This window comes from Pantoea sp. CS_6 (assembly GCF_041954745.1).
Taxonomy (GTDB): Bacteria; Pseudomonadota; Gammaproteobacteria; order Enterobacterales; family Enterobacteriaceae; genus Pantoea; species Pantoea stewartii.
In genome coordinates this window covers 26,993-52,666 of record NZ_JAVAYG010000005.1, presented here as the reverse complement: position 1 = coordinate 52,666, position 25,674 = coordinate 26,993, and the positions used below count along the sequence as shown (strand labels likewise).

Annotated in this window: 25 protein-coding genes; 8 read left to right on the top strand and 17 right to left on the bottom strand. The window is 54.4% G+C overall.

Going from position 1 to position 25,674, the window contains the following annotated elements:
- Positions 1-86: 86 nt before the first annotated feature.
- Both RAC90_RS09060 and RAC90_RS09055 read left to right on the top strand, forming a co-directional pair.
- The gene (locus tag RAC90_RS09060) at positions 87-605 is read left to right on the top strand and encodes an isochorismatase family protein (protein ID WP_033738983.1); all 519 of its coding nucleotides are present in this window, start codon (positions 87-89) and stop codon (positions 603-605) included.
- A 93-nt stretch (positions 606-698) separates the two neighbouring features.
- Positions 699-1,271 (top strand): DUF1349 domain-containing protein, encoded by a 573-nt coding sequence (locus tag RAC90_RS09055; RefSeq protein WP_054634664.1) that lies wholly within the window; start codon positions 699-701, stop codon positions 1,269-1,271.
- A 256-nt stretch (positions 1,272-1,527) separates the two neighbouring features.
- Here RAC90_RS09055 and ssb1 read toward each other — a convergent pair whose 3' ends face one another.
- Entirely contained in the window at positions 1,528-2,070 is a 543-nt protein-coding gene (ssb1, locus tag RAC90_RS09050) for a single-stranded DNA-binding protein SSB1 (protein WP_006121517.1), read from the bottom strand.
- A gap of 224 nt (positions 2,071-2,294) precedes the next feature.
- Here ssb1 and uvrA point away from each other — a divergent pair, with 224 nt between their 5' ends.
- Positions 2,295-5,123: an excinuclease ABC subunit UvrA gene (uvrA, locus tag RAC90_RS09045; protein ID WP_033738980.1), complete on the top strand. Its 2,829-nt coding sequence runs from the start codon at positions 2,295-2,297 to the stop codon at positions 5,121-5,123.
- 227 nt (positions 5,124-5,350) lie between these two features.
- Complete coding sequence (locus RAC90_RS09040; RefSeq protein ID WP_033738979.1) at positions 5,351-6,415, top strand: NAD(P)-dependent alcohol dehydrogenase; 1,065 nt, start codon at positions 5,351-5,353, stop codon at positions 6,413-6,415.
- A gap of 38 nt (positions 6,416-6,453) precedes the next feature.
- Here the strand turns inward: RAC90_RS09040 and RAC90_RS09035 are convergent, their stop codons facing one another.
- The 6 genes from RAC90_RS09035 to dnaB all read right to left on the bottom strand — a co-directional run bounded on the left by RAC90_RS09035 (position 6,454) and on the right by dnaB (position 11,379).
- Positions 6,454-6,777, bottom strand: a complete 324-nt coding sequence (locus RAC90_RS09035) for an MmcQ/YjbR family DNA-binding protein (RefSeq protein ID WP_006121520.1) — start codon at positions 6,775-6,777, stop codon at positions 6,454-6,456.
- A gap of 2 nt (positions 6,778-6,779) precedes the next feature.
- A complete protein-coding gene (locus RAC90_RS09030) occupies positions 6,780-7,196 on the bottom strand; it encodes a secondary thiamine-phosphate synthase enzyme YjbQ (protein WP_033738976.1) in 417 nt (138 codons plus the stop codon).
- Between the two features lie 124 nt (positions 7,197-7,320).
- Complete coding sequence (locus tag RAC90_RS09025) at positions 7,321-8,514, bottom strand: amino acid aminotransferase (RefSeq protein WP_133745551.1); 1,194 nt, start codon at positions 8,512-8,514, stop codon at positions 7,321-7,323.
- A gap of 42 nt (positions 8,515-8,556) precedes the next feature.
- A complete protein-coding gene (locus tag RAC90_RS09020) occupies positions 8,557-9,171 on the bottom strand; it encodes a YitT family protein (protein WP_033738971.1) in 615 nt (204 codons plus the stop codon).
- A 183-nt stretch (positions 9,172-9,354) separates the two neighbouring features.
- Positions 9,355-9,846, bottom strand: a complete 492-nt coding sequence (locus RAC90_RS09015; protein ID WP_325991901.1) for an Lrp/AsnC family transcriptional regulator — start codon at positions 9,844-9,846, stop codon at positions 9,355-9,357.
- A gap of 126 nt (positions 9,847-9,972) precedes the next feature.
- Positions 9,973-11,379: a replicative DNA helicase gene (gene dnaB / locus RAC90_RS09010; protein WP_006121562.1), complete on the bottom strand. Its 1,407-nt coding sequence runs from the start codon at positions 11,377-11,379 to the stop codon at positions 9,973-9,975.
- A gap of 96 nt (positions 11,380-11,475) precedes the next feature.
- Between dnaB and RAC90_RS09005 the strand changes: the two genes are divergently transcribed.
- Positions 11,476-12,459: a quinone oxidoreductase gene (locus tag RAC90_RS09005; RefSeq protein WP_375124257.1), complete on the top strand. Its 984-nt coding sequence runs from the start codon at positions 11,476-11,478 to the stop codon at positions 12,457-12,459.
- 181 nt (positions 12,460-12,640) lie between these two features.
- Here RAC90_RS09005 and pspG read toward each other — a convergent pair whose 3' ends face one another.
- The 3 genes from pspG to RAC90_RS08990 all read right to left on the bottom strand — a co-directional run bounded on the left by pspG (position 12,641) and on the right by RAC90_RS08990 (position 15,435).
- The gene (gene pspG, locus RAC90_RS09000; RefSeq protein ID WP_006121560.1) at positions 12,641-12,907 is read right to left on the bottom strand and encodes an envelope stress response protein PspG; all 267 of its coding nucleotides are present in this window, start codon (positions 12,905-12,907) and stop codon (positions 12,641-12,643) included.
- 161 nt (positions 12,908-13,068) lie between these two features.
- Positions 13,069-14,064 carry a tRNA dihydrouridine(20/20a) synthase DusA gene (gene dusA, locus RAC90_RS08995; protein ID WP_033738964.1) on the bottom strand — a complete coding sequence of 332 codons (996 nt, stop codon included), beginning with the start codon at positions 14,062-14,064 and terminating at the stop codon, positions 13,069-13,071.
- Between the two features lie 99 nt (positions 14,065-14,163).
- A complete protein-coding gene (locus RAC90_RS08990; RefSeq protein WP_375124256.1) occupies positions 14,164-15,435 on the bottom strand; it encodes a conjugal transfer protein TraF in 1,272 nt (423 codons plus the stop codon).
- A gap of 420 nt (positions 15,436-15,855) precedes the next feature.
- Here RAC90_RS08990 and zur point away from each other — a divergent pair, with 420 nt between their 5' ends.
- Positions 15,856-16,377, top strand: a complete 522-nt coding sequence (zur, locus tag RAC90_RS08985; RefSeq protein ID WP_058702332.1) for a zinc uptake transcriptional repressor Zur — start codon at positions 15,856-15,858, stop codon at positions 16,375-16,377.
- A 71-nt stretch (positions 16,378-16,448) separates the two neighbouring features.
- Here the strand turns inward: zur and RAC90_RS08980 are convergent, their stop codons facing one another.
- From RAC90_RS08980 to RAC90_RS08965, 4 genes are all read right to left on the bottom strand, one after another.
- Positions 16,449-16,661, bottom strand: coding sequence for a CsbD family protein (locus tag RAC90_RS08980; RefSeq protein WP_006121556.1), 213 nt, complete (start codon positions 16,659-16,661; stop codon positions 16,449-16,451).
- Positions 16,662-16,832: 171 nt separating this feature from the next.
- Positions 16,833-18,155 carry an MATE family efflux transporter DinF gene (gene dinF / locus RAC90_RS08975; protein WP_375124255.1) on the bottom strand — a complete coding sequence of 441 codons (1,323 nt, stop codon included), beginning with the start codon at positions 18,153-18,155 and terminating at the stop codon, positions 16,833-16,835.
- Positions 18,156-18,264: 109 nt separating this feature from the next.
- Positions 18,265-18,879 (bottom strand): transcriptional repressor LexA, encoded by a 615-nt coding sequence (gene lexA / locus RAC90_RS08970; RefSeq protein ID WP_006121554.1) that lies wholly within the window; start codon positions 18,877-18,879, stop codon positions 18,265-18,267.
- A gap of 106 nt (positions 18,880-18,985) precedes the next feature.
- Positions 18,986-19,354, bottom strand: a complete 369-nt coding sequence (locus RAC90_RS08965; protein WP_006121553.1) for a diacylglycerol kinase — start codon at positions 19,352-19,354, stop codon at positions 18,986-18,988.
- A 128-nt stretch (positions 19,355-19,482) separates the two neighbouring features.
- On the opposite strand from RAC90_RS08965, the gene plsB reads away from it, so the two are divergent.
- Positions 19,483-21,909, top strand: a complete 2,427-nt coding sequence (gene plsB, locus RAC90_RS08960; RefSeq protein ID WP_039339074.1) for a glycerol-3-phosphate 1-O-acyltransferase PlsB — start codon at positions 19,483-19,485, stop codon at positions 21,907-21,909.
- A gap of 101 nt (positions 21,910-22,010) precedes the next feature.
- Here the strand turns inward: plsB and ubiA are convergent, their stop codons facing one another.
- From ubiA to psiE, 3 genes are all read right to left on the bottom strand, one after another.
- On the bottom strand, positions 22,011-22,877 hold the full coding sequence (gene ubiA, locus RAC90_RS08955; protein WP_217271717.1) for a 4-hydroxybenzoate octaprenyltransferase: 867 nt from the start codon (positions 22,875-22,877) through the stop codon (positions 22,011-22,013).
- 29 nt (positions 22,878-22,906) lie between these two features.
- Positions 22,907-23,419 (bottom strand): chorismate lyase, encoded by a 513-nt coding sequence (gene ubiC / locus RAC90_RS08950; protein ID WP_006121550.1) that lies wholly within the window; start codon positions 23,417-23,419, stop codon positions 22,907-22,909.
- A gap of 83 nt (positions 23,420-23,502) precedes the next feature.
- Positions 23,503-23,913 carry a phosphate-starvation-inducible protein PsiE gene (gene psiE / locus RAC90_RS08945; RefSeq protein WP_006121549.1) on the bottom strand — a complete coding sequence of 137 codons (411 nt, stop codon included), beginning with the start codon at positions 23,911-23,913 and terminating at the stop codon, positions 23,503-23,505.
- Between the two features lie 574 nt (positions 23,914-24,487).
- On the opposite strand from psiE, the gene RAC90_RS08940 reads away from it, so the two are divergent.
- Positions 24,488-25,300, top strand: a complete 813-nt coding sequence (locus RAC90_RS08940; protein ID WP_367143488.1) for an alkaline phosphatase family protein — start codon at positions 24,488-24,490, stop codon at positions 25,298-25,300.
- Positions 25,301-25,674: the final 374 nt, after the last annotated feature.

Genomic DNA, 25,674 nt, shown 5'->3' with positions numbered 1-25,674 from the left:
CCGTTAAAAGGGGATGAAATGCAAAGATTGTCATCCCCGGTTGAATACATGACACTGCGTAACAGGTGTATTGACGAGGAAACATCATGCAGCGTGTTGTAATGGTAGTTGATATGCAAAATGGCGTATTTACCACGCCGCGTTTCGATCGGGCTGGCCGGGTCAGGCAGATTAACCGCCTCATCGAACAGGCTGATCTTACGCTGTTTATTCAGCATAGCGAAGGCGACATGGTGCCAGGCAGCCAGGCCTTTGCGCTGTTACCCGAGATGGCTCAACCCCGGAATGCGCACTTTATTACCAAGACAGCCTGCGACAGTTTCTGGCGGACGTCTCTGGCCTCACTGCTGAGTGAGCTGGCTATTCATGAGTTTGTTATTTGTGGGTGTGCCACTGATTACTGCGTCGACACCACCATCAAGGTCGGCGCAGGACTGGGCTATCGCATCACCGTCGCCGCTGACGCCCATACCACCGCCGACCGGACCTGTGCCAGTGCGGAACAGTTAATTGGCCAGCATAATGAAGTCTGGGCGGGCTTAAGTCTTCCGGGTAACGTACCGCGCGTGATCGATACCGATACCGTGCTGGCCGGGTGGCGTTAAGCGACCACGCTTTCATCCGTGTCAGACCATCTGACTCTTTCTTCATCCTGAGTCGCATCAGCCCGGCCAGTCATGGCCGATTTTGGAGGCGCTATGTTTGAGTCGTTTGCCTGGATCAATGAGCCTGCAACGTGGCAGTGCCAGAACGGTACGCTACAGGTCACCACCGATGATAAGACCGATTTCTGGCACAAGACCTGGTACGGGTTTGAGCGCTTTTCCGGCCATGTCTTTGCCACGGAGGTGGACGGCGACATGACTTTTCAGCTCAAAATCTGCGCAGACTTTACCACGCTGTACGATCAGGCCGGACTGATGCTGATACGCGACGCACAGCACTGGCTAAAAGCAGGAATTGAATATAACGATGGTGCGCCCGCCATTGGCAGCGTGCTGACGCTCGGCCATTCCGACTGGGCAACGGGGATATTTCCTGGCGATCCGCGAGCGTTCTGGCTCCGGCTGACGCGCAAAGGTGACAGCCTGAGACTGCAGTATTCGGCAGACGGACAGACGTGGCCTTTATTACGTCTGAGCTATTTTCCACCCGGTCCGCTCAGGATAGGTGCTATGTGTTGCACGCCGGAGCGTGCCGGTCTGGCGGTCACCTTCCGCGACATGCTTCTGACGCCGCCGCTGGATAAAGCACTGCATGATTTAAGTTAACGGCGGGCGCGTCGTCCAGAGATGTGATGACATGTTTTTTGTCGCCCGTGCCCGATCTTGCCCGGGCTTTCAGGATACAGGCCATCTATTTCGGCCAGGTCATGCCGGGTCATCGCGCCTCCAGTCCCGGCGCTGGATAAACCACGCCACGGTGTGCGTGAAAGGCGGGAAGTGGTGCAGAGTTAAACCAGACATCCCCAACAAAACAAAAAAGCCCCGGTAATGGGGCTTTCTGCAACAGAGACTGACAGACGGCTTAGAACGGAATGTCGTCGTCAAAATCCATCGGCGGTTCGTTATTGTTGCTGGCCGGAGCGCTGGGCTGCTGCTGCGGACGAGACTGTGCGCCGCCGCTGAACTGGTTGTTATTGCCCTGCTGCGGTTGCTGAGGCTGGCCCCAACCGTTGTTGTTGCCCTGACCGCCGCCTGCTGGCGCGTTACCGCCCTGCTGACGTCCACCCAGCATCTGCATGGTGCCGCCCACGTTGACAACCACCTCCGTGGTGTAACGTTCCTGACCGCCCTGATCCTGCCATTTACGGGTGCGCAGCTGGCCTTCAATATACACCTGAGAACCTTTACGCAGGTATTCCCCCGCCACTTCCGCCAGTTTGCCAAACAGCACGACACGGTGCCATTCGGTGATCTCTTTGTTTTCACCGGTCTGCTTGTCGCGCCAGCTCTCAGAGGTAGCCAGCGTAATGTTGGCGACAGCGCCACCATTTGGCATGTAACGTACTTCCGGATCCTGACCCAGATTCCCGACAAGAATCACTTTGTTAACGCCACGACTGGCCATGTTGCTGTCTCCCGATGAATGATTACGTCAACTCTAAACGATCAATTCTAACACGTCCCGCGCCTGGTTTCCCAGTTTCGAGCGGTGTTCCATTTTTAATCATCCGCCGGAAAAAAGCAAAAAACTACTGGATATTTATTCAGTCTATTTTTTGTGCCATAATGATGCGTTTATTCTGGCCGTGTCACAGGGCGCGGTGAGTGCAGCTAATCCGGGAAAGGTGAATGGATAAGATCGAAGTTCGTGGTGCCCGCACCCATAATTTGAAAAACATCAACCTGACCATCCCTCGCGACAAACTCATTGTGGTTACTGGCCTTTCCGGGTCCGGTAAATCCTCTTTGGCGTTTGATACGCTGTATGCGGAAGGTCAACGCCGCTATGTGGAGTCGCTCTCTGCCTATGCGCGCCAGTTTCTGTCTTTAATGGAGAAGCCGGACGTCGATCATATTGAGGGTTTGTCGCCGGCCATCTCCATTGAGCAAAAGTCGACCTCGCATAACCCGCGATCGACGGTAGGCACGATTACGGAGATTCACGATTATCTGCGCCTGCTGTTTGCCCGCGTGGGTGAACCGCGCTGCCCGGACCATGATGTCCCGCTGGCTGCTCAGACAGTGAGCCAGATGGTCGATCAGGTGCTTGAACAGCCCGAAGGTCGCCGTCTGATGCTGCTGGCACCGGTCGTGAAAGATCGCAAAGGTGAACATACCAAAACGCTGGAAAACCTGGCGACGCAGGGCTACATCCGCGCCCGGATCGACGGCGAAGTGTGCGATCTTTCCGATCCCCCTAAGCTGGAACTGCAGAAAAAACACACCATTGAAGTGGTTATCGATCGCTTTAAAGTCCGCGATGATCTGGCGACACGCCTGGCGGAATCCTTTGAAACGGCGCTGGAACTCTCTGGCGGTACCGCGATTGTGGCCGATATGGACGACAGCGCGGCAGAAGAGTTGCTCTTCTCCGCGAACTTTGCCTGTCCGGTTTGCGGATACAGCATGAGTGAGCTGGAACCGCGCCTGTTTTCGTTTAACAACCCCGCCGGTGCCTGCCCGACCTGTGACGGTCTGGGTGTGCAGCAATATTTCGATCCCGATCGCGTAGTGCAAAATGCAGAGCTGTCGCTGGCAGGCGGCGCCATCCGTGGCTGGGACCGTCGTAACTTCTATTACTTCCAGATGCTGCGCTCACTCGCCGATCATCTCGACTTCGATATAGAAGCGCCGTTTAACAGCCTCAAGGACAGCGTGCAGAAAGTCATTCTGTACGGTTCCGGCAAAGAAACGATTGAATTTAAATATATTAATGACCGTGGCGACACGTCTGTGCGCCGCCATCCGTTCGAAGGCGTGCTGAACAATATGGAGCGCCGTTATAAAGAGACGGAATCCTCAGCGGTACGCGAAGAACTGGCGAAATTTATCAGCAATCGCGCCTGCGCCAGCTGTGAAGGCACGCGTCTGCGTCGTGAAGCGCGCCACGTCTATGTAGAAAACACCACGCTGCCGACCATTTCAGACATGAGCATCGGTCATGCCATGGCGTTTTTTGAAAATCTGAAACTTAGTGGTCAGCGGGCTAAAATCGCGGAAAAAGTGCTGAAAGAGATCGGCGATCGCCTGAGTTTTCTGGTCAATGTTGGCCTGAACTACCTGTCGATGTCGCGTTCTGCAGAAACATTGTCGGGCGGTGAAGCCCAGCGCATCCGTCTGGCAAGCCAGATTGGTGCCGGTCTGGTCGGCGTGATGTACGTACTGGATGAACCGTCAATCGGCCTGCACCAGCGCGATAACGAGCGCCTGCTGGGCACGCTGATTCACCTGCGCGATCTGGGTAATACCGTGATTGTGGTCGAGCACGATGAAGACGCGATTCGCGCCGCCGACCACGTGATCGATATCGGTCCCGGCGCGGGCGTGCACGGCGGCGCTATCGTCGCGGAAGGTACGGTTGAGCAGATTATGGCGGAAGAGGCTTCGCTGACCGGTCAGTTCCTTAGCGGCAAACGCGCAATCGCCGTGCCTGAAACGCGTGTGAAAGGCGATCCCTCGAAGGTCCTGAAAATTACGGGCGCGCGCGGTAACAACCTGAAGGACGTCACCTTAACGCTGCCTGTTGGCCTGTTTACCTGCATCACCGGCGTCTCCGGGTCAGGGAAGTCGACGCTGATCAACGATACGCTGTTCCCGATTGCCCAGCGCGCGCTGAACGGGGCCACCATTGCTGAGCCAGCACCGTATCGCGATGTCGCCGGTCTGGAGCACTTCGATAAAGTCATCGATATCGACCAGAGCCCCATCGGCCGCACGCCGCGCTCTAACCCGGCCACCTACACCGGTATTTTTACGCCGGTTCGTGAGCTTTTTGCCGGCGTGCCTGAATCACGTTCACGCGGTTATAACCCAGGCCGTTTCAGCTTTAACGTGCGTGGCGGACGTTGTGAGGCCTGTCAGGGCGACGGCGTGCTGAAAGTGGAAATGCACTTCCTGCCGGATATTTATGTGCCGTGCGATCAGTGCAAAGGCAAACGCTATAACCGTGAAACGCTGGAGATTAAATACAAAGGCAAAAGCATTCACGAAGTGCTGGAAATGACGATTGAGGAAGCGCGTGAGTTCTTTGATGCCGTTCCTGCCCTGGCGCGTAAGCTGCAAACGCTGATGGACGTTGGATTGTCCTATATCCGCCTGGGTCAGTCGGCCACCACCCTGTCCGGTGGTGAAGCGCAGCGCGTCAAGCTGGCGCGTGAGCTGTCGAAGCGCGGCACGGGACAGACGTTGTATATTCTGGATGAGCCCACCACCGGGTTACATTTTGCCGATATCCAGCAACTGCTCGAAGTGCTGCATCAACTGCGCGATCAGGGCAACACCATCGTGGTCATTGAGCACAACCTCGACGTCGTGAAAACGGCGGACTGGATTGTCGACCTGGGGCCGGAAGGCGGCAGTGGCGGCGGTGAAATTCTGGTGGCAGGCACGCCAGAAACCGTGTCCGAATGTGAAAAATCACATACGGCCCGCTTCCTTAAGCCCTTGTTGAAAAAATAAAATTGCAGGCCCGCATCACGCGGGCCTTCTTACAGGGATTGCACAATTTACCCTGAAAAATGCAGGATCAGGCAAGATTCAGACACATATAGGCATATACGCTTTTCCCTCCCCTGACTATCCTTAATTCGTTCCCCTTTGGTACGCCCCTGGCGTCACCTTCTTGCTGCGCGCGTTATGCTGCGGCGTTGATCGAAAAATCACGACACACTTTAACTGGAGACACCATGAACATTACCCATGCGTATGCTGCTCAGGATGCAAAGTCCAAACTGGCACCGTTTGATTTCAAACCGCGTGAGCTTCGTGCTCATGACGTACAGCTTGACGTGCTGTTTTGTGGCGTTTGTCATTCTGACTTGCATCAGGCGCGCAATGAGTGGAAAAACACCATTTTTCCTGTGGTTCCGGGACACGAGATTGTTGGCCGCGTGACCGCAGTCGGCCCCGAGACGCAGAAGTACAAAGTCGGCGACCTGGTCGGCGTTGGCTGTATGGTTGATTCCTGCCGCAGCTGCCCAAGTTGTCAGGAAGGTCTGGAGCAGTACTGTGAAAATGGCTTTGTCGGCACGTATAACGGTCAGGATCGCCAGACAGGGGCTATCACCTACGGTGGATACTCCACCTCTATGGTAGTGGATGAAAGCTTTGTGCTGCGTGTTCCAGAAAACCTGGAGCTGGCCGGTGTGGCACCGCTGCTGTGTGCCGGTATCACCACCTATTCACCGCTGCGTCACTGGAATGTCGGCCCGGGTAAAAAAGTCGGGATCGTGGGGCTGGGTGGCCTGGGCCACATGGGTGTAAAAATTGCTCACGCGATGGGCGCGCATGTCGTGTTATTCACCACCTCGCCGTCAAAAATCGAAGACGGAAAACGTCTGGGCGCAGACGAAGTGGTCATTTCGAAAGATGCCGACCAGATGGCGCAACATGCCAACAGTTTTGACTTCATTCTTAACACAGTGGCGGCGCAACACGACCTTAATCCGTTTATCACCTTGCTGAAGCGTGACGGCAATATGACTCTGGTCGGCGCGCCTGAACACGATCATCCCGCGCCACAGGTTTTCAATTTGATCTTTAAACGCCGCAGCATCGCTGGCTCGCTGATTGGCGGTATCGCTGAAACCCAGGAGATGCTGGATTTCTGTGGCAAACACGGCATCACGTCAGATATTGAGCTGATCGCCATGGATCAGATCAACGAGGCTTACGAACGTATGCTGAAGAGCGATGTAAAATATCGCTTTGTCATTGATATCGATACGCTGCGTAAAAACGCGGCGGCGTAATCCTGTCCTGTGCCCTTTCCCACGCCGGGAAAGGGCCGTTACCGCCCGGTATCTGCCTGCTGAAAAGAGGCATCCACCAGATAGTAAATTTGCGAATCTTTCAGCGTGCCGTCTAAAAACAGCGTGTTCCAGTGTGATTTATTCAGATGTTCACTGGGAAACACATCGCTGTGCTCATCCCGCATCAGTTCAGCCAGCGCGGGCGAGGATTTGAGCGACACCGCCGGACGCCCTTTGACTTCATGCACCATGGCAAACAGCACGCCGTTGCTCTTGATCTGCGTAGCTTTCCAGTCGCTGTGAACGCTCTGCTCTGCGCCGGGTTTGCTCATGCAGTACGTCAGTAAGTCCGAATTATTCATACTCATTCCCCTTGTAAGGTCGCCACAATACGTCGGGCTCCGCCATGAATACGATGTTCCCCCAGCCAAATGCCCTGCCAGGTGCCCAGTACCAGCTGTCCACGCTGCACCGGTAGCATCAGTGAAACGCCCAGCGTGGACGACTTAATGTGGGCGGGCATGTCGTCACGGCCTTCGTAATCGTGTTGATAAGGAGCCGCTTCCGGGACATGGCGCATAAAGTGTTGTTCCATGTCGCTCCGCACTGTCGGATCGCAGTTTTCATTCAGCGTCAGTGAGGCCGACGTATGCTGCAACAGCAAATGGAGTAATCCGGTGTGGATATCACGGAGTGCGGGCAACTGTTGCACAATCTCTTCCGTGACGAGGTGAAAACCTCGCGATTTTGCGCTTAAGGTCAACGTTTGTTGATACCACATACTTTTTTCCTGAATCTGTGAGACACAGTTAAGTGTGCAGAATGTGGCGCAAAGGTAAACCCGATCCGTAAAAATAAAAAAGCCGCCAACAAGGTTGGCGGCCCGGGGAAGATTGTGTGCGGAATTACATTACTGCCGCAAAGGCTTCCGCGACCTGATGCACGTTTTTGCTGTTCAGACCTGCCACACACATACGGCCGCTGCCGACGAGGTAGATCCCAAACTCTTCACGCAGGCGGTCCACCTGCTGCGCACTCAGGCCGGTGTAGCTGAACATCCCGCGCTGCTTCAACAGGTAGTCGACGTTCTTACCGGGTAGCGCCGTACTCATCACCTGTACCAGCGCCTGGCGCATGTCGATAATGCGCAACCGCATGGCTTCGACCTCGGCCAGCCAGTTAGCTTTCAGCGTAGCGTCGTTTAACACGCGGGCCACAACCTGTGCGCCGAAGTTTGGCGGGCTGGAATAGTTACGGCGGACGGTCGCTTTGAGTTGGCCTAATACGCGGCTGGCCTCTTCAGCGCTGTCACATACCACAGACAGGCCGCCGACGCGCTCGCCATACAGCGAGAAGATTTTTGAAAAGGAGTTGCTGACCAGCGCAGGCAGACCTGCCGCAGCAACCGCACGCATCGCGTACGCATCCTCTTCCATGCCAGCACCAAAGCCCTGATAAGCGATATCCAGGAACGGGATCAGCTCCTGTGCTTTCAGCACGGCAACAGTTTCGTCCCACTGCGCATTGGTCAGGTCGGCCCCGGTTGGGTTATGACAGCACGGATGCAGCAGCACGATGCTTTGCTTTGGCAGGGTTTTAAGCGTGCTCAGGAAGGCATCAAAACGTACGCCGTTGGTTTCCGGGTCATACCACGGATAGGTCTTCACCTCGAAACCGGCACCGTTAAAGATAGCGATATGGTTTTCCCAGGTCGGATCGCTGACCCAGACATTGGACTGCGGGAAATAACGCTTCAGGAAATCCGCACCGACTTTCAACGCACCTGAGCCGCCCAGGGTCTGAATCGAGGCGATCTGGCCCGCTTTTAATACGGGATGATCGGCCCCGAACAGCAGTGGCGCTATCGCGTTGCGGTAGGTATTTAATCCTTCCATAGGCAGATAGAGCGAAGCCTGCTGTGGTTCGGCACGTAACTGCTCTTCAGCATCAGCCACCGCCTGCAGCTGAGGGATGATGCCTTGCTCGTTGTAATAAAGCCCAATACTCAGGTTCACTTTATGCTCGCGCGGATCCTGTTTAAAGGCTTCCATTAGCGACAAAATCGGGTCGCCAGCATAGGCATCAACGTTCTGGAACACGGTGCAGATCTCCATGATTGTTCTTGAAATAAAAAAGGGCGATTAAACCCTGTACCGCCCGGGACGATGGTTCATTGCGATGATCATATTCAGTACCACCGCGCCCGCAATGGACGCAAGCAACATCGGCAGGCTGACGACAAACAGCGAGGCCAGCACCACGCAGGTATCGACCGCCATTTGCAGTTTACCGGCGCGAATGCCGAAACGGTCTTGCAGCCAGAGCGCCAGGATATTGATCCCGCCCAGGCTGGCTTTATGGCGAAACAACACTATAAACCCAATCCCCATGATGACGTTACCGAACAATGCCGCATAAAAAGGATTCAGTGTGGAAAAATGCATAAACAGGGGATGAAGATGGGTAAAAAGCGACACCAGCCCCACGGCACAAAAGGTTTTTAGCGTAAATTCCCAGCCCATTCGCTTCACAGCCAGCCAGTAGAACGGCAGGTTGATTACAAAGAAAACGCTGCCAAATGACAGGGGCGACAGATAGCTGATGAGGAATGCCAGTCCAGCCGTGCTGCCGGTCAATGCGCCTGCCTGCTTCAGCATGAGCACACCAAACGAGACCATTAAGGTGCCGAGCAGGATAGCCAGCGCATCTTCAAGGCGAGAGTGAGGAATATCGGCGGGTTGTACAATGTTGTCCATAAAGCAGTCTCAGTGCGGATGATGCAGCACCAATGCAATAACTGCGCCAGCCTGTGCAGGCGCTCAGGCATAAGCGTCTTACCGAATTTTACTGCCCCGCCGGGGAGGTCGATTGTGCATTGTCCGACTCAAATACGCATAAAAAACGCATCATTCCGCCACATCATGCACCACCTGCGCGCATTATGCCCTTTTTTGGCGCACAGCCTGCTGCTCGCTCATCATTAATCCGTTCTCTTTGAGTCTGCCCAGTACCACCGATGTTTTGACATGGGAAACGCTCTGGTGACCGGCTAACAGCTGGCTGATTACCGCGCTCAGTGAGGCCAAATCGGCCACGGCGACTTTCAGCAGGTAGTCGGCATCACCGGTGGTTTTATAGGCATCAATAATTGCGTCTTCCTGTTCCACCATGCGATGGAAGCTGTCGACATAGTCGGCGGTATGGTTAATGAGCCGCACTTCAATGAGTCCGACAATGCCCAGCCCCACCGCGTCCGGCGACAGCCGTGCGTGATAGCCAAGAATCAGGTTGGCCTGTTCAAGATTGATACGCCGACGTGAACATTGTGAAGCAGAAAGACCGACCAAATCGCTGAGTTCCTGATTGGTCAAACGGCCATTAGATTGGAGCAGAGTAAGGATTTTTAGATCGTAATCGTCTACGTGCGTCATGCTGTTTCCGTCGCGTGTCAGTGTCGCTTTGCTACAGATAACCCGATTCACTGCAACGTTGTCCAACACTATTTTGCACGGTCCTGCCTGCCATGCACAGATCGTGCATGGCAGGCCAGTGACGGATTATTCGTCGTCGTACTGCGGGCCTGCATAGTTATCAAAGCGTGACCACTGACCGTTAAATGTCAGGCGTACGGTACCGATCGGGCCGTTACGCTGCTTACCCAGAATGATCTCTGCGATCCCTTTCAGGTCGCTGTTTTCGTGATAAACCTCGTCACGGTAAATAAACATGATCAGGTCAGCATCCTGCTCGATCGAACCCGATTCACGCAGATCCGAGTTTACGGGACGTTTATCGGCACGTTGCTCCAGTGAGCGGTTCAGCTGAGATAACGCCACCACGGGCACGTTAAGCTCTTTTGCCAGCGCTTTTAATGAACGGGAAATCTCGGCGATTTCCAGCGTACGGTTATCTGACAATGCGGGCACGCGCATCAACTGCAGGTAGTCGATCATGATCAGACTGAGGCCACCGTTTTCACGATAGATGCGACGCGCGCGGGAACGGACCTCGGTCGGCGTCAGGCCAGAAGAATCATCGATATACATATTCTTCTTTTCCAGCAAAATGCCCATCGTGCCGGAAATGCGCGCCCAGTCTTCATCGTCAAGTTGACCGGTACGAATACGGGTTTGGTCAACCCGCGACAAGGAGGCCAGCATACGCATCATGATCTGTTCGCTGGGCATCTCCAGACTGAAAATCAGTACCGGTTTGTCCTGCAGCATCGCCGCGTTTTCACACAGGTTCATGGCGAACGTGGTTTTACCCATTGAGGGACGTGCGGCCACGATAATTAAGTCTGAGCGTTGCAGCCCGGCCGTTTTCTTATTCAGATCCTGATAACCGGTATCGATGCCCGTGACGCCATCGTGCGGCGTCTGAAACAGCGACTCAATCCGTGAAACCGTCGCTTCCAGAATTTGTTCGATGTTTTTGGGGCCATCGTCTTTGTTAGCCCGCGCCTCAGCGATTTTAAATACGTTCGACTCGGCAAAATCCAGCAGGTCTTCACTGCTGCGCCCCTGGGGATCATAACCGGCATCGGCTATCTGATTCGCCACGGCGATCATTTCGCGCACGACCGCACGTTCACGCACGATATCCGCGTAAGCGCCGATGTTCGCCGCACTGGGCGTGTTTTTCGCCAGCTCAGCCAGGTAAGCAAATCCGCCGGCCATCTCCAGTTCGCCGCGCGTTTCCAGCGATTCTGACAGCGTAATCAGGTCGATAGGTTTGCTGTTTTCCAGCAGACGCTGCATCTCGGAGAAAATAAGACGGTGCGAGCGATTGAAAAAATCATTTGCCACGACGCGTTCGGACACGTTGTCCCAGCGCTCGTTATCCAGCATTAACCCACCCAGCACCGACTGCTCCGCTTCCAGCGAATGCGGGGGCATTTTCACGCCTTCTAACTGGCGATCCTGCGTTTCGTTCGATTTGTTGGTGGGTTTATTTCCTGCCATAGTGAATGCATTACCGATCTTCTGTGGGGACGCGCAAGTATACCTCAGTTAAGGGGCGTGCCTCACCTTCATGATGAAACAATCACAGGAGTAAGCATGGCAAAGCGTATTCAGTTCAACGCACACGGTGGCCCGGATGTCCTGACCTGGGTTGATTTTGAGCCTGCCGATCCCGCCGATAATGAAATCCAGGTCGAAAACCGCGCGATTGGCATTAACTATATTGATACTTACGTGCGCAGCGGGCTGTATCCGACAGGTCATTTTCCCTCTGGTCTGGGCACCGAGGCGGCGGGCGTGATTACCCGCGTGGGATCGGCGGTCACGCGTTTCAAACCCGGCGATCGCGTCGTGTACTGTCAGGCCGCACTCGGGGCTTACAGCGAGCTGCATAACGTGGCGGAAGACCGTCTGATGCTGTTACCCGACGCCATCAGTTTCGAGCAGGCTGCCGCCAGTTTTTTGAAAGGCCTGACGACGCAGTACCTGTTACGACAGACCTATAAGCTCAAAGCCGACGAAATTTTTCTGTTTCATGCCGCGGCGGGTGGCGTGGGGTTGATTGCCTGCCAGTGGGCAAAAGCGCTCGGCGCCCATCTGATCGGCACCGTCGGCTCCGCCGAAAAGGCGACACTGGCCAAAAACGCGGGAGCCTGGGCCACCATTAATTATCAGCAAGAGGACATTGCACAACGGGTCAGTGAGCTGACCGGCGGCAACAAGGTTGGTGTGGTGTACGACTCTGTGGGGAAAGCGACCTGGGAAGCCTCGCTGGACTGCCTGCGTCGTCAGGGACTGATGGTGAGCTTCGGGAATGCTTCAGGGCCGGTGACCAATGTTGATCTCAGCATTTTAATTAAGAAAGGCTCGCTGTTTGTTACCCGTCCTTCCCTGTTCGGCTACATCACCAATCGTCAGGAGCTGGAAACGGCCAGTGCAGAATTATTCTCTTTACTGGCAAGTGGCGCCATTAAGGTCGATGTGCCCGAGCAGCAAAAATTTGCACTGAAAGAGGCCAGCCGCGCTCACCAGTTACTGGAGAGCCGCGCGACGCAGGGATCGAGCCTGCTGATTCCCTGATGTAAAAAGGGCTTCCCGCAGGAAGCCCTTCTTTTATTTTTCATTCGCACTGATGTAGGGGCAGAAGCGATGAATATGTTATGAATCAACGACAGCTATCCTGACAGAAAACATAAGTAAAAAGTATGATTGTTGTTAATATTCTGAGCACCAATTTTTCACTGTGTGATCACGCACACATTTATCCCCTGCCATTCCGCTCCAGCCTGCGGATCCTGCGCCTGTACAGGACGCGCTGGCGAGTGTCTTCGTCAGTGAAAAAGCGCCGATAGAGCCATACTGCGGCCACGGCCAGCAGTAGCCAGGGCAGCACCTTCACAATCAGCATCACCATACCGCCGACAAACATCACGATCGTGGCCACGACCAGGGCAGCAATGACGCCGATTAAGGACACGCCAGTCAGCAACAGCATCAGGAAGAAACCGAATACAAAAATAATGTCCATTTGTTCACTCCTCACGATGAATACGTTACGTATTACAAGAACCATGCCAACAAGTAACCTGTTGATAGTGATGAGTTAAGTATGAAGTATGGAAAATCAACCTGGCGAGATTCACCAGATTATGGTGAAAAAAAACCAGCCGGCTGGCTGGTTTAACTGTATCAGGCTTCCTGAGGGATCTTATCGGCGACCAGTGCTAATGCAGCCTCCAGTACCCGCACATCGGCACCGGGCTTATGGGCATTCTCGCTAAGGTGACGACGCCACTGGCGCGCGCCAGGGATCCCCTGGAACAGCCCCAGCATATGCCGCGTCACATGGCCAAGGTAAGTGCCTTTTGCCAGCTCGGCTTCAATATAAGGGTACATGGCGCGCACCACCGCCACCGGATCAGCGGCAGGCTGTTCCCGGCCAAACACTTCCCGATCGACATGCGCCAGGATGCCGGGGTTTTGATAGGCCTCGCGGCCCATCATGACACCATCCAGGTGCTGAAGATGCGTTTTAGCCTCTTCCAGCGTTTTCACGCCGCCGTTAATGGCAATCGTCAGTTGTGGAAAATCACGCTTTAACTGATAAACCCGGGGGTAATCAAGCGGTGGAATCTCGCGGTTTTCTTTCGGACTCAGACCCGAAAGCCATGCCTTGCGCGCATGAATGATAAAGGTGTCGCAGCCACCGCGCTCTGCCACAGTGCCGATAAAATCGGTCAGGAAGGCATAGCTGTCCTGTTCATCGATACCGATACGGGTTTTGACCGTGACCGGAATATCCACCACATCACGCATCGCTTTAATGCCGTCAGCGACCAGCCCGGCTTCCGCCATCAGGCAGGCACCAAAGCGGCCATTCTGAACACGATCTGACGGGCAACCCACATTGAGGTTAACTTCATCGTAACCGCGCTGTTCAGCCAGCGCTGCACACTGCGCCAGTGCAGCCGGATCGCTGCCGCCCAGTTGTAACGCGACCGGGTGCTCCTCTTCACTAAAGGCCAGATAATCGCCTTTACCGTGAATAATGGCACCCGTGGTGACCATTTCGGTATACAGAAGCGTATCGCCGGTCAGCAGACGATGGAAATAGCGACAGTGACGATCCGTCCAGTCGAGCATGGGGGCAACAGAGAAGCGTTGGGAGGAAAAAGTGTCGGTCATGAAGCGCAGTCGATCCGGTGGTTAACAGTGATGATATTCTGCGCAAGGATAGCATAAGGGCGGGCGACAAGGTATCGCCCGCCCGTTAATGGCACGGAATCAGAAGTTAAATCCGAGTTGCGCCATGGCACCCCAGGTATTGTTTTGCCCCACCGAGCCTGCCAGATCCAGATGCACAGAATTGTTGAACGGTGACAGCCCAAAGCCTGCGGTCGCCACATTTTCGTCGTTGGAACGCATATCTGCGCGATAACCGGCGCGTAACTGTAACCAGTCCAGTACGCGATATTCCGCGCCCACGCCTGCATACTGGCTGTTTTCCTGAGATTTGAAACGGTGCGTTTCGGTCAGGTCAACATCGCCTGTCAGCGTTACCGGCCCTTTATCCCAGGCTAAACCCGCCGTCACTAATGGACGGATTTCATAGGTATCCTGATAGCCATTCACCTCTTTGGTTTGCAGGTCACGTGATACCAGGTTCTGTCCGGTCACGCCTAATGTCCAGTTTTCTGCGAATACCGTCGCCAGGCCGGCGTCAACGTTGAACCCGCTTTCGGTGCTGCGGTAGCGGCCATCCCGTAAATCGTTTTTATCGTAGTTATACACGCTGGCGGAATAGTTATACAGCCAGGTCTTTTGCAGCTTAGGCGTCACACCAATCGACACCGGATGGCCGGCAATCGTGAACTCATGGGCAACGGCGATACCATAATCGGTATTTAGCGCAGCCAGCCCGTTCGCGCTGGAGCCCAGCAAGTTTTGTACACTAGGCAGACCAAATACACCGCCAGGAATACCGGCAAACGTTCCGTCAGCCACGCCTTGTAAAATAACGATATCGCCTTCTTTTACATTCGCGCGGACATGCGCCGTACCATAGGCTTTGGTGACAAAGGCAAAAGGCAGCGTTTCATTCGGAACGGTGACTGCAATCGCGACACCTGCTGTCGCGTTGGCTTTGTTACCGCGTAAATCTCTGAGCGTATTGGCCAGATCCCCTGACGCAGCCTGAATCTCAGGAATACGGCGCAGCAGCTCTAACGTCGAGGCATTATCAAACAGATCCTGATAGCGATTTACCGTGTCAGTAATGTTATCGATCTTATCGACCATCTTGTCTTTATCAGTAATTTGCGCGCCCGCACTGGGAAAAATGATGCTGACGTTGTCATCGGGCTTCGCTTTGGTCATTAACGCCGGGTTAGCTAAAACGGCAGACCCGTAGGTAGAGGACGCCACGCCCGTTCCCCCCATTGCATCGTTACGGGCATCGTACCAGGTTCCCGCGGCCAGCGCGGATGATGAAAAAACCAGAGCATTAAACACTGCAGGGAAAACCAGAACGGAACGTGGGACGGTTAATTTTGCCATTTGCTTATCATCACCTGAAAAATTGCCGTTAAAACATTAACGACCGAATAGTTTGTTAGCCCCATTGTGGAGGATGGCTAACGCTTTATTGCTGTGAATTCAGAGTAAATAGTGGCGCAATTCCATTGATTGATTATTTTTCGATCCGTTATGTCTGGTTACCGTCCAAAAAGCGTTAACAGAAGGAGGTCGGGACCAGCACTTTATTAAGAACTTTTAAACATTAGTTCTTAACTCAGTGAGATGTAAAGCAAAAGGAAAAAATATTTACAAACATTCTGACATATATTGGCATCGCAGACGGGCGCAAAGTCGTAAGGAACAGATAAGCACGGGTAAAGGGAGGTGCAGACAGGCAAGGTGCATCGTACGTATCATTAATGTGATAAGATAACATCACCTGTCAAACGGAGAAATTCCATGTCAACCATGACGCCAGAGCAAATCATGACCCAGGCTGAGAAACTGTGTTTACAGCGCGGTGTACGCCTGACGACCCAGCGCGCAGAGGTCCTGCGGTTGATGGCCGGACAGCCAGGATCGATCAGTGCTTATGACCTGCTTGATCAGTTGCGTGTCAGTGAGCCCCAGGCCAAGCCTCCTACCGTCTACCGTGCGCTGGATTTTCTTCTTGAGCAGGGTTTTATCCACCGCGTCGAGTCCAATAACAGCTATGTGATGTGTCACCATTTCGACGCACCCGCCCATACATCGGTGATGCTGGTCTGCGATCGCTGTGCAGTGGTCACGGAAAAGCAGGCGCAGGGCGCAGAAAAAATCATCGCATCGCTGGCGCAAGAGGCAAGCTTTGTCCTACGGCATAGCGTGATAGAGGCGCACGGGTTATGTGAAAACTGTGCGGAAGTTGAAGCCTGTGAACAGCATGAACATTGTGATCATGACCATCAGGCTGACGGGAAGAAACGCACTAAACGAAGTTAATTGCACATCCTTGTGCGGTCTGGCCGGCATGAGCGTACCGGCCCGGGTAGGAGCATCCCTGAATAACGTGATTACCACCGGTAATCCTTGTTGTGACCTTCCCAGTCCGTTACTTCTTTCTCTGCCTGGTCTTTCGCGTAGCCGTAACGTTCCTGAATTTTGCCGACCAGCTGATCGCGTTTACCTTCAATGACTTGCATGTCATCATCGGTCAGCTTGCCCCATTTCTCTTTCATTTTTCCTTTGAACTGTTTCCAGTTACCACTCGCTTCGTCTTTATTCATTGCAGACCTCCACGTCATCCTTCGGTTTCGTTTTATTTTGCCATCAGGCAAAATCACGATATAAAGCGCTGTTTAATAGCGCCATTCAAAGATAATTGTAGTAGCTGATTCCAGTTTTGCCGGAAAAAATGAAAATTTTATGTATCCTGCGTCATATTTCAGGCAACTTGCTCAGGCGCTAAACCAGGTGCCATTGCGCCAGTGCCTGCGCCAGACCAGCCAAAGTGACAGGCCGCGAAGCGCCAGAAAAACGGCTATCGCCAGCCATAAACCGTGATTACCGACAAAAGGCACGGTTAACAGCGTCAGGAAATAGCCCAGTGCGGCAATCGCCATACTGTTGCGCATTTCTCTTCCGCGGGTCGCACCAATAAACATGCCATCCAGCAGATAGCACCAGACGCCAACCAGCGGCATGACAACCTGCCACGGCAGAAAGCGGTCAGCCGCCTGTTGAAGTGCGGGAATCGATGTCAGGAAAGCCACGATCTGATAGCCACAAACAGCATAGACCACGGAGAAAAACAGCGCGACTGACAGTGCCTGACGGCAGGCAGCAATCCATACCAGTTGCAACCTGCTGCCGTCCTTTGCGCCGTGTGCCTCACCAGCAAAGGCTTCGACGGCGTAAGCAAAGCCATCCAGCGCATAGGCGGTAAACGTCATGAACATCAGCAGGATGGCATTTACCGCCACCACATCAGGTCCGATACGCGTTCCCAGCACGGTCAGAGAGGCAAAGCAAAGCTGTAACAGTAAGGTACGCAGCAGGATATCGCGATTCAGGCGAAGCAGGCGGTGGATATCGCCACGCCAGCTATGGACCAGACTGTGCAGCGTGATGCCGCGCAGCGCCAGCACGCGCCAGACCATAAGTGCCCCAACCAGCAACGTCGCATACTCCGCGATGGCCGTCGCGGCTGCAGCCCCGGCTACGCCCCAGTGCAGCCCCAGCACCAGCCAGAGGTCCAGCAGAATATTGATAACGTTGCCCACCACCAGCAGGATGACCGGCGCTCTGGCATACTGTACGCCCAGCAGCCAGCCCAGAATCACCAGGTTAGCCAGCATGGCGGGCGCACTGAGCCAGCGAATATGGATAAACAGCGCAGCCTGCTCAAGCACGGCGGCCTCTCCGCCGATAAAGCGGATTGCTAATGCCGTAACAGGATGACGCAGGGCAATAAACAGGCTGCCGGCCAGTAAGGCAATGATCAGGGGCTGTGCCAATGCGCGCGCCAGCGCCGTTTTATCACCCGCGCCAAACGCCTGAGCCGTCAGGCCTGTCGTACTCATCCGCAGAAAAAGCAGCAGCATGAAGATGAAACTGGTAACGGTCGTCCCGACCGCAACGCCGCCCAGATAAACCGGGCTGTCGAGATGGCCAATAACGGCTGTATCGACTAAGCCGAGCAGAGGAACGGTGATATTTGACAGGATCATGGGCAGCGCCAGCCGCCACAGTTTTTTATCGGTAGCTGTCAGGAAGCGCATGTAACGTCCGTGCAATGCGCCGCTGGTGTTACAGATGAACCCACAGCGGCAAAACAGGGGCAGACTGGGTAACGTCAAGGTTGACGTAAAGAGCCAACCTTAAGAAGAGTTATAACCACTCACCGTTACGTACGATGCCAACCGCCAGACCTTCAACCGTCAGCGACTGCGCACGCGTATCGACAATGATAGGCTCAAAATCCGTATTTTCAGGTAACAGATGCACCACTGATCCCTGCTTTTTCCAGCGCTTCACGGTGACTTCGTCATCAATGCGCGCTACCACCACCTGACCATTACGCACTTCCTGCGTTTTATGCACGGCCAGCAAATCACCATCCATGATGCCAATGTCTTTCATTGACATGCCGCTAACGCGCAGCAGGAAATCGGCAGAGGGCTTGAACATGTCTGGATCCACTTTGTAGTGGGTTTCGATATGTTCCTGGGCCAGCAACGGCTCACCCGCCGCAACGCGCCCAATAAGTGGCAGGCCATCTGAAGGTTCTTCTTCCATTAACAAACGGATACCGCGGGACGCACCAGAGACGATTTCAATCACGCCTTTACGCGACAGCGCTTTCAGATGCTCTTCTGCCGCGTTAGGTGAGCGGAAGCCCAGTTGCGCAGCAATTTCTGCACGCGTAGGCGGCATGCCCGTTTGATTAATGTGGTCGCGAATCAAGTCGTAGACCTGTTGCTGCCTGCTGGTTAATGCTTTCATCCCGCCCCCTGGTTGTTTATACAGTCGCTGTGAGTATATACAGGTATTGGTGAAATGGAAACCAAAAGTCAGGCCAAAATCAGTAATTTGACGGGAGATGGAATGCTTATCGCAAATGCGACCAAAGTAGCGTTCCCCAAACGAACAGGGCCAGTACTATTGCCAGCAAAACAGCGGCCGATCCCATATCTTTGGCTCGGCCGGCAAGAGGATGACGTTCCTGCCCTGTGCGGTCCACCACCGCTTCGATGGCGCTGTTCAGAACTTCAACAATCATCACCAGCATGACCGCGCCAATCATCAGGATGCGCGAAATAGTATCGACATCCAGCCAGCAGGCCAGGATAATTGCCGCCAGTGAAATTACGGCTTCCTGGCGGAAGGCAGCTTCATGCTGCCAGGCGGCGCGAAGACCTTGCCATGAGTAGCCAGCCGCTTTCACAATCCGGGTAATGCCGGTGACATTATTTGTCATGATAAAGGAACTCTTTTCAAAGGATTGACGTCAATACCGGGCAGCGCACAATTGTCGCTGTCACAGATTTTTGCTGCGCGTTCTGATATGCTTGCGCCGCTTTGCTAACAAGAGGCTTCATGTTGTCTATGTCAGGTTGGCGTAAAATTTTCTATAAATTGCTGAACTTACCCCTTTCATTTCTGGTAAAGAGTAAGGCCATTCCGGCTGATCCCGTGTCCGAACATGGGCTGGATCCTACCCGGCCTATTATGTATGTCCTGCCTTATGATTCAAAGGCCGATCTCCTGACTTTACGCGCGCAGTGCATCCGGCACGATCTGCCTGATCCGCTTATTCCGCTGGAGATAGACGGCGCCCTGTTGCCGCGTCATGTCTTTATTAATGACGGTCCGCGTGTGTTCCCCTATTTCGTGCCCAGCCTTGAATCGGTCAAAATCTTCCACGAGTATCTTGATCTGCACCGCAGCAATCCTGAACTTGATGTTCAGATGTTACCGGTTTCAGTCATGTTTGGCCGTGCGCCAGGTCGGGAAGTCCAGGGCGACGATCATCCGCCTCATTTGCGGCTCCTTAACGGCATTCAAAAATTCTTTGCCGTTCTCTGGCATGGCCGCGACAGTTTTGTGCGTTTTTCGCCCACGGTCTCCCTGCGTCGTATGGCGACCGAACACGGTACCGACAAGTCGATTGCGCAGAAGCTGGCTCGCGTAGCGCGCATCCATTTTGCCCGTCAGCGCCTGGCCGCGGTGGGACCGCGTCTGCCGGCTCGCCAGGATTTATTCAATCGCCTGTTGCAGTCGAAGGCGATTGAAAAAGCTGTGGAAGACGAGGCGCGTAGCAAGAAAATCTCCCATGAGAAAGCGCAGCAAAACGCCATTGAAATGATGGAAGAAATTGCGGCCAACTTTTCCTACGAAGCGATTCGTATCACCGACCGCGTGATGGGCTGGCTCTGGAGCCGACTCTATCAGGGGATCAACGTTAACGGCGGTGAGCGGGTACGTCAGCTGGCGCAGGACGGCCATGAAATTGTTTATGTGCCTTGCCACCGCAGCCATATGGACTACCTGCTACTGTCTTATGTGCTGTATCACCAGGGTCTGGTTCCGCCGCATATTGCCGCAGGGATTAACCTGAACTTCTGGCCTGCCGGGCCGATTTTCCGTCGTCTGGGTGCCTTCTTTATTCGTCGTACCTTTAAAGGCAACAAGCTCTATTCAACCGTGTTCCGTGAATACCTTGGCGAGCTCTTTACCCGCGGCTATTCCGTCGAGTATTTCGTGGAAGGTGGACGCTCACGTACCGGCCGACTGCTGGATCCGAAAACCGGCACCCTCTCTATGACGCTGCAGGCCATGCTGCGCGGCGGCACGCGACCTATTACGTTAGTGCCCATTTACATCGGTTATGAACATGTAATGGAAGTGGGTACTTACGCTAAAGAGCTACGCGGTGCGGCAAAAGAGAAAGAAGGCTTTATGCAGATGGTGCGCGGCCTGCGTAAGCTGCGCAACCTGGGCCAGGGTTATGTGAACTTTGGTGAGCCGTTGCCGCTGATCAACTATCTGAACAAGCGCGTACCGGAATGGCGTGAGTCTATCGATCCCATTGAAGCGCAACGTCCGGGCTGGTTAACGCCAACGGCCAATGATATCGCCGCCACCATCATGGTACGTATTAATGAAGCCGGTGCCGCGAACGCCATGAACCTGTGCGTAACGGCACTGCTCGCTTCCCGCCAGCGTTCGCTGACCCGTGAACAGCTGATTGAGCAGCTGGAGTGCTATACCCAGTTATTACGTAATGTGCCCTACTCGCCGGATGCCACTTTGCCTGACATGTCTGCGGAAGCGTTGCTGGATCACGCGCTGAGTATGAACAAGTTTGAGAGTGAGAAGGACAGCATTGGCGACATCATTATTCTGCCGCGCGAGCAGGCGGTACTGATGACCTATTACCGGAATAACATCCACCATATGTTGGTGATGCCCTCTCTGATTGCGGCCATCATCCAGCAGCACCGTAACCTGAGCGAAGCCGAACTGCTGCGCCAGGTCAGCCTGATTTACCCCATGCTGAAGAGCGAGCTGTTCCTGCGCTGGGGCAACGACCAGCTGCCGCAGCTGCTGGCTGACTTATGCCAGGAGCTGGCGCGCCAGGGACTGATTACCGTTGAGGCAGGTCTGCTGTCGTTCAATACGGCACGTTACCGTACGCTGCAGCTGCTGGCTGCCGGTGTACGTGAAACGCTGCAACGTTACGCCATCACCTTCTCGATTCTCAGCGCCAAGCCCACCATCAACCGCGGCACGCTGGAAAAAGAGAGCCGCACGCTGGCCCAGCGCCTGAGCGTACTGCATGGCATCAATGCGCCTGAGTTTTTCGATAAAGCGGTGTTCTCTACACTGGTACTGACCCTGCGCGATGAAGGCTATATCAGCGACAGTGGCGATGCGGATGTGGCGCAGACGCTGGCGACCTGGCACATTCTGGCAGAACTGGTCACCAGCGACGTCCGTATGACCATCGAGAGCGCCGTTGCACACAGCTAACGTGCTGGCATGACAAAAAAGGCGACCTGACTGGTCGCCTTTTTTATTGCTTACTGAACCTCACACTGTGCATCGCACTGGCGCTACGTTCGGTGCCTGCCCTATAACAGGTTTAAGAACGGCGGAGTATTCATTAACACGCCGAGAAACAGCACCAGCCCTACATAATTGTTATTCAGAAACGCCTGGAAACAGGCCTGACGCGCGCGCTTTGCGATCAGTTTTTGCTGATAAACAAATAAACCGCCCGCCAGTAACAGCGTCCAGTAAAACGCCCCATTCAGATGCAGCCGTGTCCCTACCAGCGCCATCAGCCCCAGCGTCGCCAGTTGCAGCAGACCGATAATCAATTTGTCGTACTGGCCAAACAGAATGGCTGTGGACTTCACGCCAATCTTCAGGTCGTCCTCGCGATCCACCATGGCATATTGCGTATCGTAGGCCACCGTCCAGCAAATGTTGGCGAGAAATACCAGCCAGCAAACCAGAGGTAAGGACTCACTAACCGCAGCCCAGGCCATGGGAATTGCCCAGCCAAATGCGGCGCCCAGGACCACCTGCGGCAAATGCGTATAGCGCTTCATAAAAGGATAAACCCAGGCGAGCGCCAGCCCGACAACAGAAAGCATAATCGTCATCAGGTTCATGCTCAGTACCAGGCCAAACGCGATCAGCCCCAGTACCACAAACAGCATTTTAGCCTCTTTCGCCGTGACAGCACCGCTGGCCAGTGGCCGGAGCTTTGTGCGTTCCACATGGCCGTCGACTTTGCGGTCAGCATAATCGTTAATCACACAGCCAGCTGCACGCATGACAAATACGCCCGCGACAAACACGATCAGTACCGGTAACGGCGGCATCGCCCTGTTAGCCAGCCACAGCGCCCACAACGTCGGCCACAGCAGCAGCAGCGTGCCAATAGGTTTATCAATTCGCATGAGGCGGCTGTAAGCCTGCCATTTGGTCATTTGTTGTCTGTTTTGCACAGGTCAAATCCTTAACCCTGGTAACGGTAAACCGGCGACGCCGGTAAAAATAATTCGGTTAGTAGCAGGGGCTTCCCCGATAAACGCAGGCGCGACCGACGTCCCCACAGCGATTCAACGTTTCCGGGCTCGATAAAATCGCGGGTCAGGGTTGAAGAGGAGAACAGGTAACGTCCCAGCGGTCGCGTTCCGAGCTGCTGCAACATCGCTTCGGGACCGTTTAGGGTGCTTTCAGGCACCAGCGTGCGTCCAGCCAGCCAGGGTTGTTCGTCGCCGTACAGGATCACTTCACGCAGCCAGAAGCGCTGATCAGCGGGTAACAGCGCACCTTCGTCACCTAATTCGTCCGCGTGGATAAACCCTTCACGAACGGGCTCCACCCTGACCTTCTGGCAATGCTGTTCGAAGCGCCTGGTCATAGAGTCCTCCTCCATCAGCCAGTCACGAAGTGATGGCGACAGAGCAGCACCGTCCAGCGCCAGCCAGTTGAGTGAACGTAATAAACGGAGCGGGTCTTGCGTCATGACACTTTCCCCCAAAAATTTTCAGGCAGGTAGTTTAGCGCAGAGCGATTCACGGCACACCCGTCCATCATGCAAACGCGAGGTTATTCGCGCTTAAGCCGGTTACTGTTTGCCAGCCACAGGGTGATAACCAGCAGCAGAATAGCTGCCGAGTAGCACAGCGTATCAAAGGGATTTTTGTGGTCGACGATAATCAGCCTGATGATAGCCGTGATGCCGATATAGACGAAGTAGCGTAACGGGAAATGGTAACCCGACTGGAAGTACTTCACGATGAGGGCAATAAACTCAAAGTAAAGGAAGTAAATCACGATGCCTTCGATTAGAAGATAGGAGGACGCCTGCTCGCCCGTGCTGAACAGGACGTTAGCTAAATGGACCGTCTCTTTGCCCAGGAAGACCATTAAAATGAACGCCAGAATCAGCAATCCTGCATTCAGCACCCATTGCATCAGGCGCGCTATCTTTTGTGCTATCGGGTTTTTATCACTCATTTCACGCCTCGAAAATAAAGGGATGTTTTCTGGCATTATCATGCTTTAGTGTGACGTAAATCACAATATAGCCGTCAGGCTTACTTAAGAGCGTCTTTCAAATCACCAGACTGCGCGATGGAATGCCAGCCCCGGCATCCTGGGTTATACCGCCGGGACCGTACGAACCTGTCTTTTGATGAAAGCCAACCGGACAGACCGATCATATCGGCTGGCAGACTCACTCCGTCGTGCCGTCCTGTCATACGGTTTTCACATCCGACATTTACATTGGCTCGGTTTTTCAACCCCGGCAATCAGCTAGCGCCCGCTTCCATACCCGACTCAATGGATAAGCGTCCTGAGGTAACACGCTGCGTTGCTCTCCGCGCAGCCAACAGCGGCGTTCAGGCCCGGCCAGGCTTAATCTGTCCCGCATTAACGGTTACGGGATTACGTCAGGTTAGTGTGCACTTACTCAACTATTAAGATGCGGCCGGACGGCGTTGCGTTGGCGGCGTTAAAACAGCCCGACGTCAGAGACGCAGACAAACGCCCCCTGTGGCGTGAAGACGCCGCAGCAAGAGAGGACAACATGAAAACAATTCTGGTGATTCTGGACGGCCTGAGCCATCACGTTGCCCATCATGCGATGGGTTATCTGCACGCAGAATGTGCGCAAGGTAAAGGGCATTATTATCATCTCACCTGTGCACTGCCTTCTCTGTCGCGTCCGCTGTATGAATGCATTCTGACCGGTGTTGCGCCTGTGCAAAGTGGAATCATCCACAACGGGGTAAACCGCCTGAGTCACGAACAGAGCGTATTTCACTATGCGCGTGATGCGGGCCTGACCACCGCCGCAGCGGCTTATCACTGGATCAGTGAACTTTACAACCGCAGCCCTTTCGAGCCCGCGCGCGATCGTCATACCGAAGCGCCGGCCCTGCCTGTCCAGTTCGGGCACTTTTACGTTGACGACAGTTACCCCGATTCGCACCTGTTTGAAGATGCCGAGAGCCTGAGGTTGCGGCACAACCCGGACTTCCTCCTCATCCATCCGATGAATATCGATTATGCCGGTCATCAACATGGCCTGTCCTCGCCCCAGTATCGTAACCGGGCACGCATGGCGGATGGTTACCTGTCGCAATGGATGCCTGGCTGGCTGGCAGAAGGCTATCAGGTGATGGTGACCGCCGACCATGGCATGAACGACGACCGCTCACATGGTGGCATGCTGCCGGAGGAAACGACCGTTCCCCTGTTTGTCTTTGGTAACGGGTTCTCGCTAAAGCCTGGGCTGGAATTGCAACAAACCGATCTCTGCGGCACGCTGTGTACACTGCTCGGCGTTCCTCATGACAAGCCGGTGCATCACGATCTGCTGGCACAGGTTTCGCTCTGACCCTCTTCCCGCTTCTGGCGGCAGGAATACAGTAAACTGCCGCCCCGGGTCTGGCGGGTTGGGCAAACGGCACAACCCGTCCTTCTGTTGCCGTTATTCCGCTGATCCCCTGCCGTACTGACTTTGTCGCCATGCCCTTCACTGACCACAGAAAAAAGCGCACCGGCCGCGCACGGCGGGAAAGGTCCGCCTGAGGCCAGCCGGATTTGTCGTGAGGTATCCGCAGAGTGGTCTACATTTAAAGGGGCCGACGCTGCGCAGGTCATTTAAAACACTGGAAAAAAGTTCGCAACGTCCGGCAGCCATGTTCGCAGATTGCGCTCTCCATCAGGCTGGCAATCTGTCATGCCGTAAGCCTGATGGTTGAGGAGCAA

Bases quoted from the DNA above. Each gene is read 5' to 3' on its own strand.
- dinF (WP_375124255.1), bottom strand. From the start codon at position 18,155: ATGCGCTTCCTGACAGCTACCGATAAAAAACTGTGGCGGCTGGCGCTG.
- RAC90_RS08940 (WP_367143488.1), top strand. From the start codon at position 24,488: ATGAAAACAATTCTGGTGATTCTGGACGGCCTGAGCCATCACGTTGCC.
- RAC90_RS09035 (WP_006121520.1), bottom strand. From the start codon at position 6,777: ATGAATAATTCGGACTTACTGACGTACTGCATGAGCAAACCCGGCGCA.
- RAC90_RS09040 (WP_033738979.1), top strand. From the start codon at position 5,351: ATGAACATTACCCATGCGTATGCTGCTCAGGATGCAAAGTCCAAACTG.
- zur (WP_058702332.1), top strand. From the start codon at position 15,856: ATGTCAACCATGACGCCAGAGCAAATCATGACCCAGGCTGAGAAACTG.
- RAC90_RS09060 (WP_033738983.1), top strand. From the start codon at position 87: ATGCAGCGTGTTGTAATGGTAGTTGATATGCAAAATGGCGTATTTACC.
- RAC90_RS08980 (WP_006121556.1), bottom strand. From the start codon at position 16,661: ATGAATAAAGACGAAGCGAGTGGTAACTGGAAACAGTTCAAAGGAAAA.
- RAC90_RS09055 (WP_054634664.1), top strand. From the start codon at position 699: ATGTTTGAGTCGTTTGCCTGGATCAATGAGCCTGCAACGTGGCAGTGC.
- dnaB (WP_006121562.1), bottom strand. From the start codon at position 11,379: ATGGCAGGAAATAAACCCACCAACAAATCGAACGAAACGCAGGATCGC.
- RAC90_RS08965 (WP_006121553.1), bottom strand. From the start codon at position 19,354: ATGACAAATAATGTCACCGGCATTACCCGGATTGTGAAAGCGGCTGGC.
- RAC90_RS09005 (WP_375124257.1), top strand. From the start codon at position 11,476: ATGGCAAAGCGTATTCAGTTCAACGCACACGGTGGCCCGGATGTCCTG.
- uvrA (WP_033738980.1), top strand. From the start codon at position 2,295: ATGGATAAGATCGAAGTTCGTGGTGCCCGCACCCATAATTTGAAAAAC.
- dusA (WP_033738964.1), bottom strand. From the start codon at position 14,064: ATGACCGACACTTTTTCCTCCCAACGCTTCTCTGTTGCCCCCATGCTC.
- RAC90_RS08990 (WP_375124256.1), bottom strand. From the start codon at position 15,435: ATGGCAAAATTAACCGTCCCACGTTCCGTTCTGGTTTTCCCTGCAGTG.
- RAC90_RS09020 (WP_033738971.1), bottom strand. From the start codon at position 9,171: ATGGACAACATTGTACAACCCGCCGATATTCCTCACTCTCGCCTTGAA.
- ubiC (WP_006121550.1), bottom strand. From the start codon at position 23,419: ATGACGCAAGACCCGCTCCGTTTATTACGTTCACTCAACTGGCTGGCG.
- lexA (WP_006121554.1), bottom strand. From the start codon at position 18,879: ATGAAAGCATTAACCAGCAGGCAGCAACAGGTCTACGACTTGATTCGC.
- ubiA (WP_217271717.1), bottom strand. From the start codon at position 22,877: ATGACCAAATGGCAGGCTTACAGCCGCCTCATGCGAATTGATAAACCT.
- plsB (WP_039339074.1), top strand. From the start codon at position 19,483: ATGTCAGGTTGGCGTAAAATTTTCTATAAATTGCTGAACTTACCCCTT.
- RAC90_RS09030 (WP_033738976.1), bottom strand. From the start codon at position 7,196: ATGTGGTATCAACAAACGTTGACCTTAAGCGCAAAATCGCGAGGTTTT.
- ssb1 (WP_006121517.1), bottom strand. From the start codon at position 2,070: ATGGCCAGTCGTGGCGTTAACAAAGTGATTCTTGTCGGGAATCTGGGT.
- pspG (WP_006121560.1), bottom strand. From the start codon at position 12,907: ATGGACATTATTTTTGTATTCGGTTTCTTCCTGATGCTGTTGCTGACT.
- RAC90_RS09015 (WP_325991901.1), bottom strand. From the start codon at position 9,846: ATGACGCACGTAGACGATTACGATCTAAAAATCCTTACTCTGCTCCAA.
- psiE (WP_006121549.1), bottom strand. From the start codon at position 23,913: ATGAGTGATAAAAACCCGATAGCACAAAAGATAGCGCGCCTGATGCAA.